This window comes from Pseudomonas sp. AN-1 (assembly GCF_034057115.1).
Classification (GTDB): domain Bacteria; phylum Pseudomonadota; class Gammaproteobacteria; order Pseudomonadales; family Pseudomonadaceae; genus Geopseudomonas.
Genome location: NZ_CP139195.1, coordinates 3,954,739 through 3,969,553 on the forward strand (window position 1 = coordinate 3,954,739; position 14,815 = coordinate 3,969,553).

Sequence of the window (14,815 nt, forward strand, 5' to 3'; positions counted from 1 at the left end):
GCCCACTCAGTGCTCGACGCTGGCCACGATGTCGTGACCGTGCGACTTCAGCAGGGATTGCCTCTGGGCGGTCTTGAGGTCTTCGCGGACCATCTCGGCGCACATTTCCTGAACGGTGATTTCCGGGACCCAGCCGAGCTTCTGCTTGGCCTTGCCCGGGTCGCCCAGCAGGGTTTCCACCTCGGCGGGACGGAAGTAGCGGGGGTCGACGCGCACGATCACGTCGCCCACCTTGAGCGCCGGCGCCTTGTCGCCCTCGATGTGCGCCACGATGGCCCGCTCGTCGACGCCCTGGCCTTCGAAGCGCAGCGTCAGCCCCAGCTCGGCGGCCGACCAGCGGATGAACTCGCGCACCGAGTACTGCACCCCGGTGGCGATCACGAAGTCCTCCGGCTGCTCCTGCTGCAGCATCAGCCACTGCATGCGCACGTAGTCCTTGGCGTGCCCCCAGTCGCGCAGGGCGTCCAGGTTGCCCAGATACAGGCAGGGCTCCAGGCCCTGGGCGATGTTGGCCAGGCCGCGGGTGATCTTGCGGGTCACGAAGGTTTCGCCGCGACGCGGCGACTCGTGGTTGAACAGGATGCCGTTGCAGGCATACATGCCGTAGGCCTCGCGGTAGTTCACGGTGATCCAGTAGGCGTACAGCTTGGCCACGGCATAGGGCGAGCGTGGATAGAAGGGGGTGGTTTCCTTCTGCGGGATCTCCTGGACCAGGCCATACAGTTCCGAGGTGGAGGCCTGGTAGAAGCGGGTCTTCTTCTCCAGGCCGAGCAGGCGGATGGCCTCCAGCAGGCGCAGGGTGCCCATGGCGTCGACATCGGCAGTGTATTCCGGCGACTCGAAACTCACCGCCACGTGCGACTGGGCGCCGAGGTTGTAGACCTCGTCGGGCTGCACTTCCTGGATGATGCGGGTGAGGTTGGAGGAGTCGGTCAGGTCGCCGTAGTGGAGAATGAATCTCTGGTTGTCGACATGCGGGTCCTGATAGATGTGGTCCACCCGCTGGGTGTTGAAGGAGGAGGCGCGCCGCTTGATGCCGTGGACCTCGTAGCCCTTCTCCAGCAGGAATTCCGCCAGGTAGGAACCGTCTTGGCCGGTGATGCCGGTGATGAGAGCTTTTTTCATGATTTCGTAGTCAAGTGTTCGCTTCGGTGATCGTCGGCCAGCACATGGTTGCACCAGTCGAGATTGTTCAGGTACCAGGCGACGGTCTTGCGCAGGCCGGACTCGAAGGTCTCTTCGGGCGTCCAATGCAGTTCGCGCTGGATCTTGCCGGCATCTATGGCATAGCGTCGGTCATGGCCGGGGCGGTCGGTGACGAAGGTGATCAGCTCGCGATAGCTGGCGATGCCCTGCGGCTTCCCGGGGGCCAGCTCTTCGAGCAGGTCGCAGATCGTCTCGACCACCTCCAGGTTGCGCTTCTCGTTGTGGCCGCCGACATTGTAGGTCTCGCCGACCCTGCCGTGGGTAATCACCTCGATCAGTGCGCGCGCGTGATCCTCGACGTACAGCCAGTCGCGGATCTGCGCCCCGTCGCCATACACCGGCAGCGGCTTGCCGCGCAGGGCGTTGAGGATCATGTGCGGGATCAGCTTCTCGGGGTAATGGTAGGGGCCGTAGTTGTTCGAGCAGTTGGTGATCAGCACCGGCAGCCCGTAGGTGCGATGCCAGGCGCGCACCAGGTGGTCGGAGCTGGCCTTGGACGCGGAGTAGGGCGAACTGGGGGCGTAGGGCGTCTGTTCGGTGAACAGCGCGGTGGTGTCGTCGAGATCGCCATACACCTCGTCGGTGGAGATGTGGTGGAAGCGGAAGGCCTCCCGGCGGGGTTCGGGCAGTGCCTGCCAGTACTGGCGTGCGACTTCCAGCAGGGTGTAGGTGCCGACGATGTTGGTCTGGATGAACTCGGCCGGACCGTCGATGGAGCGGTCGACGTGCGACTCGGCCGCGAGGTGCATCAGCACGTCCGGCTGCTGTTCGCGGAAGACCCGTTCGACTTCGGCGCGATCGCAGATGTCCACCTTCTCGAAGACGTAGCGCTCGCTGGCAGCGATCTCGGCGAGCGACTCCAGGTTGCCGGCATAGGTCAGCTTGTCGAGGTTGACCACGTGGTGATCGGTGCGGAGGATCAGACGCCGAATGAGCGCCGAGCCGATGAAGCCGGCGCCGCCGGTGACGAGGATTTTCATGAGGGCGTGGCCCGCTGGCTGTTGAGGTGGGCTGAAAGGCAGCTGGGTCCGTGCCGGCCGCCTGCGATGCTGGTCGCAGGATAATTACCCGCAATCGGGGCGGCAACACTCAGGCGCATCCTGTTCGATAGCCGAATGCTATGATGCCGCCAATTTTTCTGGGGTTCCGCGTCGTCATGCCGCCCACCGCGGAGGTGTGCAGGCCGTGTGCGGCGGGTATGGAGGGGGTGCGTGGTGAGGGGTTCTGCAGCGAGTGCGGCGGCTGACGGCTTCCGTACCGATATCAACGGCCTGCGCGCGTGGGCCGTGGTGGCCGTGGTGCTCTACCACTTCGGCGTGCCGGGGTTCGGCGGGGGCTTCGTCGGCGTCGACGTGTTCTTCGTGATTTCCGGCTTCCTGATGGCCGGCATCGTCGTCGGCGGGCTGGACAGGGGCGGCTTCAGTCTGCCCGGCTTCTATCTGGCGCGGGCCCGGCGGATCCTCCCCGCGCTGCTGGTCCTGGTGGCCGTCGTCCTGGTGGCCGGCTGGTTCCTGCTGATGACCAGCGACTATCAGATGCTGGGGCGCCATGCCCGCGAGAGCGTGCTGTTCAGCTCGAACCTGCGCTATCTCGACGAGTCCGGCTATTTCGACGCGGCCTCCCACGACAAGTGGCTGCTGCATACCTGGTCGCTGTCGGTCGAGTGGCAGTTCTACCTGCTCTACCCGCTGGTCCTGCTGCTGCTCGCGCGCTGCTGGCCGCAGCGGCGGGGGATACTCGCCGCTCATCTGCTGGCCCTGCTGGCCTCCTTCGCCGTCTGCGTGTTCCTCACCTTCAGCGAGCCCAGTCAGGCTTTCTACCTGTTGCAGTCCCGGGCCTGGGAGTTGCTGCTGGGGGGCTGCGTGTACCTGCTGGGCACCCGGCAAGGGCTGTCGTCGCGCTGGCGGGGGCTGCTCGAGGGCGGCGGCATCCTCCTGATCGCGGCGAGCATCGCGCTGATCGATGCCAGCCTGGCCTGGCCCGGCTTCCTCGCCCTGCTGCCGACGCTGGGGGCGGCCGCGGTCCTGCTGGCGTGCCGCAGCGGTTCGCCCTGGACCGCCAGCGTCGTCGCCCAGTGGCTGGGTACCCGTTCCTATTCCATCTACCTCTGGCACTGGCCGCTGGTGGTCGGGCTGGTCTACTTCTACCGCCAGGACGATCCCGCCTGGATCGGCGCCGGCCTGCTCGCTTCGCTGCTGCTGGGCCATCTCTCCTATGTGGCGGTCGAGGTGCCGGCACGGCGCTGGCTGGCGAGGCGCAACAGCCTGCGCAACGCCGCCTGGCTGATCGGCTGCCTGGTCGTCGTGGCGGTTTCCGCCCAGTTGGTGCGGCGCAGCGGCTTCCCCGAGCGGCTGCCCAGCGAGGTGGCCAAGGTCGAGAGCGAGCGCCAGAATCGCAATCCCCGCCTGAAGGAGTGCCTGAGGTTTGATGCCGCCTGCACCTACGGGGGCGATCAGGTGCGTGCGCTGGTGATCGGCGACAGTCATGCCGATGCCCTGGTGAGCGCCGTGGCCGATGCCCTGCCGGATGCGCGCCAGGGGGTGTACTTCAAGGGCGAGAGCGGCTGCCTGTTCGTCTACGGCGCGCGCTGGGCGGGCAAGGGCGAGCGTGTGGACTGCAAGCAGCTGCTGGAGGAAGTCGCGTCCCGACTGGACGGCCTGTATCCGGGCATGCCGCTGTTCCTGATCAACCGCACCACCTCCTACATCAGGGGCGAGCTGCCGGGGGCGGATGGCAAGCCGCTGCCGCCGATGGTCTATTTCTCGCGGAAGGTGGAGCAGCCCGACGCCGAGTATTTCGCCGAGTTCCGCCAGCACTACCTGGACACCATGTGTCGTCTGGCCGACCATCATCCGCTCTATCTGCTGCGCCCGGTACCGGAAATGCACGTCGAGGTCCCCAAGGCCATGGGGCGCGCCCTGCTGCGTGGCCGCGTGGAGGAGATCCGCATTTCCCGCGAGGAATACCGGCAGCGGCATGCCGAGGTCTGGGCCGTCCAGGACGAGGTGGCCGAGCGCTGCGGGGCGAAGATCCTCGATCCGCTGCCCTACCTGTGCGACGCCCAGTACTGCTACGGCAGCAAGGACGGCATGCCGCTGTATGTCGACGACGACCACCTGAGCGAATATGGCAACCGCCTGCTGCTGCCGATGTTCGCGCAGGTGTTCGCCGCTGCCCCGGCGGTATCCACTGCGCCCGCCATGCCCGAGGCCGGCGGGCGATGAGCCCGTCCCTTCAACCGAGCAAGAGGCTTTCCATGCTGCAACGCCTGGCCCTGAAACTGCGCAATCTGGCTTACAAGAACCGCCGCCTCCTCAAGCCCGGCAACCGGCTGGAGCTGCCCGAGAGCAGCGAGCGCAACCTGAAGAAAACCACCATCAAGCTGCGTGGCAGCAACAATCGGCTGGTGATCGGCGAGAACGTCACCCTGACCCATTGCGAGATCCGTCTGGATGGTGCGGACAATCTCATCGAGATCGGCGACAACGTGCGCTTCAGCAGCGGCAAGATCTACCTGGTCGGCACTCGCGGCCAGCACATCCGCATCGGCAGCGAGACCACGGTGGAGGGGGCCTACCTGCTGGTGGACGAGGCGGCGAGCATCGACATCGGCAGGGATTGCATGCTGTCCACAGACATCATCATCCGCACCGGCGACAAGCACTCGATCCTCGACGTGCACAGCGGCGAGCGTCTCAACCGTTCGCGCGACGTCCGCATCGCCGACCGGGTGTGGATCGGGCGGGACGTTGTGGTGCTCAAGGGGACGGTGCTGCATCCGGAAACCGTGGTGGCGACCCGCTCGCTGGTCAGCCGCGCCTTCGACGAGGGCAATTGCGTGGTCGCCGGGGTACCGGCCAAGGTGGTCAAGCGCGATACCTGCTGGGATCGCCGGATGCTGTGAGCCGCCTCAGGCGGCGTGGCCTGCGGCGCGGCGATAGGCCCCGAGCATGGCCTCCCACGGGAAGTCGTCGATCCGGTTGCGGCGCAGATAACCGCGCAGATGCGCCAGGTTGCGCCGCACCAGCCGGTCGCTCAGCGGTCCGCGGCGGAAGCGGATGTCGAGAAAGTCGATCAGCCCGAAGCCGCCTTCGGGCAGGCGCAGCACGTTGCCCAGGTGCAGCGAGCGGAAATAGATGCCGCGCCGGTGCAGTTGGTGGACGAAGGCGGCGAACTCCGGCAGCAGCGCCTCGAAGCGGCGGCGGTCCTCCCGGTACAGCTGCTCCAGCGATTCCCCCGGCAGCGGGCTGTACAGGCAGGCGCTGACGGCCTGCCCGCGATCCAGCCAGAAGCACTCGCCCATCTGCGGCACGGGTATCCGGCAGGCCTGGAGGCGGTTCGCATTGGCGACAAAGCGCCGGGCCGGCGGCAGCAGGCGGGCCAGCCACAGGCGCCGCCGCGGGCGGAACACCTTGAGCAGTTGGCCGTCCGCCAGGCGGATCACCTTCGGGCCGCGCCCGTCCTGCTCCAGCACCTTGCCCTGGGCGAGCCACTGCTGCCATTCGTTCGCTGTTACAATCCGCATCCGTTTTCTCTAGCCAGTCACAAGAGGCCACGCCATGGCCGGTTCCGCCGGGCAATCCGATCTGAAGGTCTATCTGCGTCTGCTGAAATACGTGCTGCCCTACTGGGGAGTGTTCGCGCTCAGCGTAGTCGGCTTCCTGCTGTTCGCATCCAGCCAGCCGATGCTGGCGCACATGCTCAAGTATTTCCTCGACGGCCTGCAGAACCCCGACGGTGCCGAGTTGCTGGGCATCTCGATGATGCTGGGCGTGCCGCTGGCGATTGTACTCATTGCCGTCTACCAGGGCATAGGTTCGTTCCTCGGCAACTACTTCCTGGCCAAGGTCGCCCGCGGCGTGGTGCACGACCTGCGCTGCACCCTGTTCGACAACCTGCTGACCCTGCCCAACCGCTACTACGACAGCCACAACTCGGGCCACCTGATCTCGCGCATCACCTTCAACGTGACCATGGTCACCAGCGCGGTCACCGACGCGATCAAGGTGGTGATTCGCGAGGGGATGACGGTGATCTTCCTGTTCGGCTACCTGCTGTGGATGAACTGGAAGCTCACGCTGGTGCTGGTGGCCATTCTGCCGCTGATCGCGCTGATGGTGTCGATGGCCAGCAAGAAGTTCCGCAAGCAGAGCCGGAAGATCCAGGAGGCCATGGGCGACGTGACCCATATCGCCTCGGAAACCATCCAGGGCTACCGCGTGGTGCGCAGCTTCGGCGGCGAGGCCTACGAGCAGGCGCGCTTCCTGCGCGCCAGCCAGGACGATATGCGCCGGGCGATGAGCATGATCCGCACCCAGGCCATCTACACGCCGACCCTGCAACTGGTCATCTACACGGGGATGGCGGTCCTCATGTACATGGTGCTGTTCCTGCGCGGCGACGCCACGGCCGGCGAGCTGATCGCCTACATCACCGCTGCCGGCCTGCTGCCCAAGCCGATCCGCCAGCTGTCCGAGGTCAGCCCCAATATTCAGAAGGGCCTGGCGGCGGCCGACAGCATCTTCGAGCAGCTCGACGAGCCGGCGGAGATCGACCGCGGCGCCGTGGAGCGCGAGCGGGTCAGCGGCCGCCTCGAGGTGAAGCACCTCAGCTTCGTCTATCCGGGAACCGACAAGCAGGTGCTGCACGACATCAGCTTCAGCGTCGAGCCGGGGCAGATGGTCGCCCTGGTCGGCCGCTCCGGCAGCGGCAAGTCGACCCTCGCCAACCTGATTCCGCGCTTCTACCACCACAGCGAGGGTCAGATCCTCCTCGACGGCGTGGAGGTCGAGGAGTACCGCCTGCGCAACCTGCGCCGGCACATCGCCCTGGTGACCCAGCAGGTGACCCTGTTCAACGACAGCGTGGCCAGCAACATCGCCTACGGCGACCTGGCCGGTGCGCCGCGGGAAGCCATCGAGCAGGCCGCTGCCGATGCCTATGCCAGGGAGTTCATCGACAAGCTGCCGCAGGGCTTCGATACCGAGGTCGGCGAGAACGGCGTGCTGCTCTCCGGCGGCCAGCGCCAGCGCCTGGCGATCGCCCGTGCCCTGCTCAAGGATGCGCCGCTGCTGATCCTCGACGAGGCCACCTCGGCGCTCGACACCGAGTCCGAGCGGCATATCCAGGCGGCGCTGGACCGGGTCATGCAGGGGCGTACCACGCTGGTGATCGCCCACCGGCTGTCCACCATCGAGAAGGCCGACCTGATCCTGGTGATGGACCAGGGGCGCATCGTCGAGCGCGGCAGCCATGCCGAGCTGCTGGCCCAGGGTGGTCACTATGCCCGCCTGCACGCCATGGGGCTGGACGAGGAAGGGGGCGCCGGCATCGCCTGAGCGCTGCGGCAGGCGGGAAGCATCCGCAAACCTCGACACGGCGGCATGCTATGATCCCTGCCGTTTTCCTCGTCCCGGAGCCCCCATGAAGCTGTCCATGCCCCGTTTCGATCAGGCCCCCGTGCTGGTGGTCGGTGATGTCATGCTCGACCGCTACTGGCATGGCGCGACCAACCGCATCTCGCCGGAGGCGCCGGTGCCGGTGGTCAAGGTCGAGCAGGTCGAGGACCGCCCGGGCGGCGCGGCCAACGTCGCGCTGAACATCGCCGCGCTCGGCGCGCCGGCCTGGCTGGTCGGCGTCACCGGGCAGGACGAGGCGGCCGACAGCCTGGCCGCGCGCCTGCAGGCCGCCGGGGTGGCCGCGCACTTCCAGCGCCTCGCCGCGCAGCCGACCATCGTCAAGCTGCGGGTGATGAGCCGTCATCAGCAGCTGCTGCGCCTCGACTTCGAGGAGCCCTTCGCCACCGACGCCGACGCCCTGCTCGGCGAGGTGGCGGCGCTGCTCGACCGGGTCAAGGTGGTGATCCTCTCCGACTACGGCAAGGGGGCGCTGAAGAACCATCAGGCGCTGATCCAGGCCGCCCGTGCCCGCAACCTGCCGGTGCTGGCCGACCCCAAGGGCAGGGACTTCGCCATCTACCGCGGCGCCAGCCTGATCACGCCGAATCTCGCCGAGTTCGAGGCGGTGGTCGGCCGCTGCGCCGACGAGGCCGAGCTGGTGGCCAAGGGCCTCGCGCTGCTCGCCGAGCTGCAGCTGGGCGCGCTGCTGGTGACCCGCGGCGAGCATGGCATGACCCTGCTGCGCCAGGGGCAGCCGGCCCTGCACCTGCCGGCGCGCGCGCGCGAGGTGTTCGACGTCACCGGCGCCGGCGATACCGTGATCTCCACCCTGGCCACCGCGCTGGCCGCCGGCGAGGAGCTGCCGCAGGCGGTGGCGCTGGCCAACCTGGCCGCCAGCATCGTGGTCGGCAAGCTCGGCACTGCCACCGTCAGCGCTCCGGAACTGCGCCGTGCGGTGCAGCGCGAGCAGGGCGCAGGTCGCGGGGTGATGACCCTCGACCAGCTGCTGCCGGCCCTCGAGGACGCCCGCGCCCACGGCGAGAAGGTGGTGTTCACCAACGGCTGCTTCGATATCCTCCATGCCGGCCATGTCGCCTACCTCGAGCAGGCCCGTGCCCTCGGCGACCGTCTGATCGTGGCGATCAACGACGACGCCTCGGTGACCCGCCTCAAGGGGCCGGGACGGCCGATCAACAGCGTCGACCGGCGCATGGCGGTGCTCGCCGGCCTCGGGGCGGTGGACTGGGTGGTCAGCTTCAGCGAGGACACGCCCGAGGCGCTGCTCGAGAAAGTGCGCCCGGACGTGCTGGTCAAGGGCGGCGACTACGGCCTCGACCAGGTGGTGGGCGCCGGCATCGTGCAGACGTATGGTGGTGACGTGAAGGTGCTTAACTTCGTCGATAGTTGCTCGACCACGGCAATCGTCGAGAAGATTCGCGAACGCTCGTGAGGCAGGCGGCTGGCAGCGCCTGTCACCTGCTCCAGGTTAACGCCCGGTCTGCCGGGCCTCGGTCAGCTCCCCGGCGAGAGAGCTGGCGTGATCAGTTCAATGGTGGAAAGCACAGATGATCGGAATAAAAAGTATCGCCAGCTACATCCCGGCGGGCCGCATCGACAACATCGCCCAGGCCGCGTCCTTCGACCGCGACGAGGCGTTCGTCGCGAGCAAGATCGGCACCGCCACGCTTTCCGTGAAGGATGCCGCCGAGGAAACCTCGGATCTGTGTGCCGCCGCCGTGCGCAACCTGCTGGCCAAGAACCCCGAGCTGCGCCTCGAGGATGTCCAGGCGCTGATCGTGGTGACCCAGAACGGCGACGGCGAAGGCCTGCCGCACACCTCGGCCATCGCCCAGCACAAGATCGGCCTGCCGACCGGCGTCGCCTGCTTCGACGTGTCGCTCGGCTGCTCGGGCTTCGTCTATGGCCTCTACGCGATCAAGGGCTTCATGGAAGCCACCGGGCTGAAGAACGGCATCCTGGTCACCGCCGATCCCTACTCGAAGATCATGGACCGCAGCGACCGCATGACCACCCTGCTGTTCGGCGATGCCGCCACTGCCACCTGGATCGGCGAGGACCCGGTCTGGGAGCTGGGTCCGGCGCGCTTCGGCACCGACGGCAGCGGCGCCGACCACCTGATCGTGCGCGACGGCTGCTTCCACATGAACGGCCGCCAGGTGTTCAACTTCGCCAGCCTGAAGATCATCCCGCACATGCAGGAGGTGCTCGAGGAGGCCGGCCTGAGCCTGGACAGCGTGGATGCCTACTGCCTGCACCAGGGCAGCGGCGCGATCGTCGATGCCATCGCCAAGAGACTAGGCGAGAATGGTGACAGAGTCGTGAAGGACATGTTCGGCGCCGGCAACACCGTGTCCTCGACCATTCCGCTGCTGATGGAGCGCTATGCCTTCGAAGGCTCGGCGTGGAAGAACCTGGTGATGAGCGGCTTCGGCGTCGGCCTGTCCTGGGGTTCGGCGGTGCTGCTGCGCCGCTGATCGTCGCGGGTTGCGGCGACGGCCGCAACCCGTCCGCTCCCGGGCCGCAAGCCGGCAGGGAGTGATCCTGCCCGGCGTGCCAGCCGTACCTCTAGGCGCAGCGGCGCTGGCGCAGCCAGTCGCTCCAGCCGATGCGTTCGTCGCGGATCAGCCAGCCGTCCTGTGCGGCGAATCCTTCCGAAAGCCACAGGCCGTCGGTGGCCGCACGGCGCAGCTCGCCCTGCTGCAGGGTGTACAGCTCGCCGGGGTTGCCTTCCAGCGGCAGCAGGTAGAGGTCCGGGTTGTGCCGGTCGAGGCGGCTGACCAGCACGCCGTCCTCCAGGCACTCGTCGCTGTGGAACAGGCTCGGCGCCTGCAGCGCCGCCGGCAGTTCGAGGCGCAGGTCGTAGACCAGTTGCAGGGAGGCTGTCGGCAGGTGCACGTAGGCCTGCGGACGCTCCAGCAGCGGCAGGCTGCCAGCATGCACCCGGCGGGCGTCGCCGCACAGCGGGCTCAGGCGGTAGTGGTACTGCTCGTGATGGGGGAGGCTGGCATCGTGCGGGGTCGGCAGCCAGTGTTCGCCGAAGCGTCCGCCGAGCCAGCCGCGCGGCGTTTCCACCAGACACTCCTCGGCCACCTCCTGCAGCGCGGCGTGCAGCGGCAGGTGCAGTTCGTGGCTGGGCACGTAGCCGGAAATCAGCTTGAGCACGCAGTCGCCGCGGTCGCGGCGCTGCTGGCGCACCAGCAGCCAGTAGTCGCGCCCCTGCCAGGCGAGGGTCAGGCGCACCGACACGCCCAGATTGGCCAGCTCGCAGGTGAAGTGCTGGGGGTTGTCGACCTGCAGCGGTCGCCGCCGCTCGAGCATCTGGGCGAAGTTGAGCGGCTGGCCGAGCGGCTGGTAGATCAGCCGCTGGGCGTTGGCTTCGACATGCAGGGGCTGGGTCTTGAAGGTGCTCGGGTCCTTGCGGGCGAGAATCCTGTGCATGGCGACTCCTTCGGCGGGCAGGTGGCTTGATGTGGTCGAGCAGGCCCCTTGCGCGGCGGGCCGCGCAGTCGTGGCGTTCAGGTCAGGTTAGACGAGCCGGCCGCCGTTGTCTGTGCGCGCCGGTCAGACCGATTGTCGCGCCCCCAGCATCTGCGCCGCGGTGGCCACGTTGTGGGCCAGGTGCGCCGGAGTGATGGTGCCGACGATCACGCTGCTCACCGCCGGATGGGCGAAGATCAGCTCGAAGCTGGCGCGCACCGGGTCCTCGCCGCTCAGCAGCGCATGGCCGCTGGCCAGCGCCTTCTTGATCAGGATGCCCTTGCCGTGCGCGCCGGCGTAGTCGAGCACCGGGCGTTCGCCCTGTTCGGCCAGGTTGTAGGTGACCATGGCGCAGTCGCCGGACTCCAGGGCCTTGAGGCCGCCGGCCACGGTCTTGCCGGAGAAGCCGAAGGCGCGGATCAGCCCCTCGCGCTTGAGTTCGGCGAGGGTGGCGTACACCCCGGTCTGCTCCAGCACCGCCAGGTCGTGGCCGTCGGAGTGGACCAGCACCAGATCCAGATAGTCGGTTTCCAGGCGCCTGAGACTGCGTTCGACGGACAGGCGGGTGTGCGCGGCGCTGAAGTCGAAGCGCGAGGCGCCATCCTCGAACTCCTCGCCGACCTTGCTGCAGATCACCCAGGCCTGGCGCTGGCCGCGCAGCAGCGGGCCGAGGCGCTGCTCGCTCACCCCGTAGGCCGGCGCGGTGTCGAGCAGGTTGATGCCCAGTTCGCGGGCCTGTGCCAGCAGCGTGCGCGCGGCGCGGTCGTCGGGGATGGTGAAGCCGCTCGGATACTTCACCCCCTGGTCGCGGCCGAGCTTGACGGTGCCGAGGCCGAGCGGGGAAACGATCAGGCCGGTCGAGCCCAGCGGCCGCCACAGCTCATGCAGGGTGCTCATGCGAACAGCTCCTCCCACAGCGGCGCCGCCACGCCAGGGCGCGGCAGCTCGGGCTGGGCGGCGTGCGCGCCCGGCTGGATGCCGGCGCGCTCGAGAGTCGCGATGACCCGATCGGCGAGGTCGGGAGCCAGCGCCAGCTTGGTCGGCCAGCCGACCAGCAGGTTGCCCTGCTCGCTGAGGAAGGCGTTGTCCGGACGCACCAGGCCGGACTGCGCCGGCTCGGCGCGATCCACCCGCAGGGTACGCCACTCGGCGGCGGACAGATCGAGCCAGGGCAGCAGTTCGCCCAGCTCCTTCTGCGCGGCGCGGATCTGTGCGGCCTCGTCGCGGGCCACGCCATCGGCCTCGGCGAGGTCGCCGCCCAGGTACCAGACCCACTGGCCGTCGGCCGCCGGGTGGCTGGTGACGGTGATGCGCGGCTTGGGCCCGCCACCCAGGCAGTGGGCGTACAGCGGCTTGAGGGTCGACGCCTTGACCAGCACCATGTGCAGCGGGCGCAGCTGCTGGCCGGGCTGCTCGATGCCCAGCCCGGCCAGCAGGCCGGCATTGCCCGGCCCGGCGCAGAGCACCACGCGGCGGGCGCGGATCTCGCGGCCGTCGACTACCAGGCCAGCCAGTGCGCCGCTCTCGTGCAGCGGCTCGATACGCTGGCCGGCGAGCAGACTGTCGCCGGCCAGCTCGGCCAGGCGGGCGATCAGCGAGGGCACGTCGAGCACCAGCTCGGCCAGCCGGTAGACCTTGCCCCTGAACTTCGGGTGCTGCAGGGCCGGCGGCAGCGCGTCGCCCTTGACCGCATCGACCCTCCCGCGCATCGCCTTGCTGGCGAAGAAGCTGGTCAGGTTGCCGGCCAGGGTGCCCGGCGACCACAGGTAGTGGGCGTCGGAGAGCAGGCGCACGCCGGCGAGATCGAGTTCGCCGCTGCCGGAGAGGGCCGCGCGCCAGCGCCGCGGCATGTCGGCGATGGCCTCGGAGGAGCCGGTCAGCGCGCCGCTCAGGGCGTACTTGGTGCCGCCGTGGATGATGCCCTGCGACTTCACGCTCTGCCCGCCGCCGAGGCGCTCGTTCTCCACCAGCAGGGTGGCATAGCCGAGCCGGCGCAGGCGGGCGTTGAGCCAGAGGCCGGCGATGCCGCCGCCGACGATCAGGATATCGGTGCTCAGGGCTTGGGACATGAGGGAGCTGCCTTGTGGAAGAACGGCGCAGAGTATAACCCGTAGGGCGGCGCTCTCCCCCAGTCGAAGCCCGCGGCATGTTGCCGGCGCCGCCTGTGCGCGCCATGACCGCGCGGCGCACAAGCTGATATCCTCCGCGGCCATGAACCGCGCCCTCTACTCGCTCCTGCTGCACCTCGCCCTGCCACTGATCGCCCTGCGCCTGTACCTGCGTGGGCGCAAGGCGCCCGCCTACCGCCAGCGTATCGCCGAGCGCTTCTCGCTGCGTCTGCCGGCGATGCGGCCCGGCGGCATCTGGGTGCATGCCGTTTCGGTGGGCGAGAGCATCGCCGCGGCGCCGATGATCCGTGCCCTGCGCGAACGGCATCCCGACCTGCCGATCACCGTCACCTGCATGACCCCCACCGGCTCCGAGCGCATCCGCGCGCTGTTCGGCGACAGCGTGCAGCACTGCTACCTGCCCTACGACCTGCCCTGGGCCGCGGCGCGCTTCCTCGATCGCGTGCGACCGAAGCTGGCGGTGATCATGGAAACCGAACTGTGGCCCAACCACATCCACCAGTGCGCGCGGCGCGGCATCCCCGCCGTGCTGGCCAATGCGCGCCTGTCGGAGAGGTCCGCGCGCGGCTACGCGCGCTTTGCCGGCCTGACCCGGCCGATGCTCGCCGAGATGAGCTGGATAGCCGTGCAGACCGCGGCCGAAGCCGAGCGCTTTCACCGGCTCGGCGCCCGTCCCGAGTGCGTCGCCGTCACCGGGTCGATCAAGTTCGACCTGCGCATCGATCCCGAACTGAAGGCGCGTGCCCAGGCCCTGCGCGCCAGCTGGGGCGCCGACAAGCGCCCGGTATGGATCGCCGCCAGCACCCATGCCGGCGAGGACGAGATCGTCCTCGCCGCCCATCGCCGGCTGCTGGCCGAGCGCCCGGACAGCCTGCTGATCCTGGTGCCGCGTCATCCGGAGCGTTTCGACGCCGTGCATGCCCTCTGCCTGCACGAGGGCTTGCGCAGCGTGCGCCGCTCCTCCGGCCTGCCGGTCGGGGCGGCGGAGCAGGTGCTGCTCGGCGATACCATGGGCGAGCTGCTGTTCCTCTATGCGCTGGCCGACGTGGCTTTCGTCGGCGGCAGCCTGGTGCCCAACGGCGGGCACAACCTGCTGGAGCCGGCGGCGCTGGGCCTGCCGGTGCTGAGCGGCCCCCATCTGTTCAACTTCCTCGAGATATCCGCCCAGCTGCGCGAGGCCGGCGCTTGCCTCGAGGTGGGCGACGGCGAGGCCCTGGCCCGCGAGCTGCGCGCACTGCTCGGCGAGCCGGGCCGCCGCCAGGCCATGGGGCGCGCGGGGCTGGCCGTGTTGCAGCGCAACCAGGGCGCGCTGGCCCGCTTGCTCGACGGGCTCGGGCGGCTTCTGCAGCTTCGCTGAGGGCCGGTCTCTCGGCGGCTCGTCCCCAGGCACTGGCCCCATCCGCAGAGGCCGATTAAACTCCTCGGGTTTCTTGTCGGGGTGCCTGGAGTCGCAGGCTGAGATCGGACAGTTCCGAATCCCGTTGAACCTGATCGGGTTAGTACCCGCGTAGGGAACAAGATGTCCCCGCCGTCCGGCGGGGGGTCTCCTGCTCCAGGTTCGCTCCGACATTTCCTGCCGTGTGC

12 protein-coding genes and 1 riboswitch are annotated in these 14,815 nt (G+C 68.5%); of the genes, 6 read left to right on the forward strand and 6 right to left on the reverse strand.

Going from position 1 to position 14,815, the window contains the following annotated elements:
• Positions 1 to 6: 6 nt before the first annotated feature.
• Positions 7 to 1,125 (reverse strand): GDP-mannose 4,6-dehydratase, encoded by a 1,119-nt coding sequence (gene gmd / locus SK095_RS18580; RefSeq protein WP_136489704.1) that lies wholly within the window; start codon positions 1,123 to 1,125, stop codon positions 7 to 9.
• Complete coding sequence (rfbB, locus tag SK095_RS18585; protein WP_136489703.1) at positions 1,122 to 2,186, reverse strand: dTDP-glucose 4,6-dehydratase; 1,065 nt, start codon at positions 2,184 to 2,186, stop codon at positions 1,122 to 1,124. The genes gmd and rfbB overlap by 4 nt, the downstream gene beginning before the upstream one ends.
• A gap of 231 nt (positions 2,187 to 2,417) precedes the next feature.
• Between rfbB and SK095_RS18590 the strand changes: the two genes are divergently transcribed.
• A complete protein-coding gene (locus tag SK095_RS18590) occupies positions 2,418 to 4,430 on the forward strand; it encodes an acyltransferase family protein (protein WP_256659018.1) in 2,013 nt (670 codons plus the stop codon).
• A 32-nt stretch (positions 4,431 to 4,462) separates the two neighbouring features.
• A complete protein-coding gene (locus SK095_RS18595) occupies positions 4,463 to 5,110 on the forward strand; it encodes an acyltransferase (protein WP_136489702.1) in 648 nt (215 codons plus the stop codon).
• Positions 5,111 to 5,116: 6 nt separating this feature from the next.
• Here the strand turns inward: SK095_RS18595 and SK095_RS18600 are convergent, their stop codons facing one another.
• A complete protein-coding gene (locus tag SK095_RS18600; protein ID WP_136489701.1) occupies positions 5,117 to 5,731 on the reverse strand; it encodes a lipopolysaccharide kinase InaA family protein in 615 nt (204 codons plus the stop codon).
• A 34-nt stretch (positions 5,732 to 5,765) separates the two neighbouring features.
• Between SK095_RS18600 and msbA the strand changes: the two genes are divergently transcribed.
• The 3 genes from msbA (at position 5,766) to SK095_RS18615 (ending at position 10,099) form a co-directional block, all read left to right on the forward strand.
• Entirely contained in the window at positions 5,766 to 7,544 is a 1,779-nt protein-coding gene (gene msbA, locus SK095_RS18605) for a lipid A export permease/ATP-binding protein MsbA (RefSeq protein ID WP_136489700.1), read from the forward strand.
• Positions 7,545 to 7,629: 85 nt separating this feature from the next.
• On the forward strand, positions 7,630 to 9,054 hold the full coding sequence (gene hldE / locus SK095_RS18610; RefSeq protein ID WP_201485077.1) for a bifunctional D-glycero-beta-D-manno-heptose-7-phosphate kinase/D-glycero-beta-D-manno-heptose 1-phosphate adenylyltransferase HldE: 1,425 nt from the start codon (positions 7,630 to 7,632) through the stop codon (positions 9,052 to 9,054).
• A gap of 115 nt (positions 9,055 to 9,169) precedes the next feature.
• Complete coding sequence (locus SK095_RS18615; protein WP_136489698.1) at positions 9,170 to 10,099, forward strand: ketoacyl-ACP synthase III; 930 nt, start codon at positions 9,170 to 9,172, stop codon at positions 10,097 to 10,099.
• Between the two features lie 91 nt (positions 10,100 to 10,190).
• On the opposite strand, the gene SK095_RS18620 is transcribed toward SK095_RS18615, so the two are convergent.
• The 3 genes from SK095_RS18620 to SK095_RS18630 form a co-directional block, all read right to left on the reverse strand.
• Positions 10,191 to 11,063, reverse strand: coding sequence for a metal ABC transporter ATPase (locus SK095_RS18620; RefSeq protein ID WP_320547110.1), 873 nt, complete (start codon positions 11,061 to 11,063; stop codon positions 10,191 to 10,193).
• Positions 11,064 to 11,186: 123 nt separating this feature from the next.
• Positions 11,187 to 11,999: an aldo/keto reductase gene (locus SK095_RS18625; RefSeq protein ID WP_320547111.1), complete on the reverse strand. Its 813-nt coding sequence runs from the start codon at positions 11,997 to 11,999 to the stop codon at positions 11,187 to 11,189.
• Positions 11,996 to 13,171 (reverse strand): NAD(P)/FAD-dependent oxidoreductase, encoded by a 1,176-nt coding sequence (locus SK095_RS18630; RefSeq protein WP_320547112.1) that lies wholly within the window; start codon positions 13,169 to 13,171, stop codon positions 11,996 to 11,998. The genes SK095_RS18625 and SK095_RS18630 overlap by 4 nt, the downstream gene beginning before the upstream one ends.
• A 142-nt stretch (positions 13,172 to 13,313) precedes the next feature.
• Here SK095_RS18630 and waaA point away from each other — a divergent pair, with 142 nt between their 5' ends.
• On the forward strand, positions 13,314 to 14,588 hold the full coding sequence (gene waaA, locus SK095_RS18635; RefSeq protein WP_136489694.1) for a lipid IV(A) 3-deoxy-D-manno-octulosonic acid transferase: 1,275 nt from the start codon (positions 13,314 to 13,316) through the stop codon (positions 14,586 to 14,588).
• Between the two features lie 67 nt (positions 14,589 to 14,655).
• Positions 14,656 to 14,762: riboswitch (TPP riboswitch) on the forward strand.
• The last annotated feature ends 53 nt before the right edge of the window (positions 14,763 to 14,815 follow it).

Excerpts from the sequence above, each read along its gene's own strand:
- gmd (WP_136489704.1), bottom strand. The coding sequence starts at position 1,125 with ATGAAAAAAGCTCTCATCACCGGCATCACCGGCCAAGACGGTTCCTAC.
- rfbB (WP_136489703.1), bottom strand. The coding sequence starts at position 2,186 with ATGAAAATCCTCGTCACCGGCGGCGCCGGCTTCATCGGCTCGGCGCTC.
- SK095_RS18595 (WP_136489702.1), top strand. The coding sequence starts at position 4,463 with ATGCTGCAACGCCTGGCCCTGAAACTGCGCAATCTGGCTTACAAGAAC.
- SK095_RS18600 (WP_136489701.1), bottom strand. The coding sequence starts at position 5,731 with ATGCGGATTGTAACAGCGAACGAATGGCAGCAGTGGCTCGCCCAGGGC.
- msbA (WP_136489700.1), top strand. The coding sequence starts at position 5,766 with ATGGCCGGTTCCGCCGGGCAATCCGATCTGAAGGTCTATCTGCGTCTG.
- hldE (WP_201485077.1), top strand. The coding sequence starts at position 7,630 with ATGAAGCTGTCCATGCCCCGTTTCGATCAGGCCCCCGTGCTGGTGGTC.
- SK095_RS18615 (WP_136489698.1), top strand. The coding sequence starts at position 9,170 with ATGATCGGAATAAAAAGTATCGCCAGCTACATCCCGGCGGGCCGCATC.
- SK095_RS18620 (WP_320547110.1), bottom strand. The coding sequence starts at position 11,063 with ATGCACAGGATTCTCGCCCGCAAGGACCCGAGCACCTTCAAGACCCAG.
- SK095_RS18625 (WP_320547111.1), bottom strand. The coding sequence starts at position 11,999 with ATGAGCACCCTGCATGAGCTGTGGCGGCCGCTGGGCTCGACCGGCCTG.
- SK095_RS18630 (WP_320547112.1), bottom strand. The coding sequence starts at position 13,171 with ATGTCCCAAGCCCTGAGCACCGATATCCTGATCGTCGGCGGCGGCATC.
- waaA (WP_136489694.1), top strand. The coding sequence starts at position 13,314 with ATGAACCGCGCCCTCTACTCGCTCCTGCTGCACCTCGCCCTGCCACTG.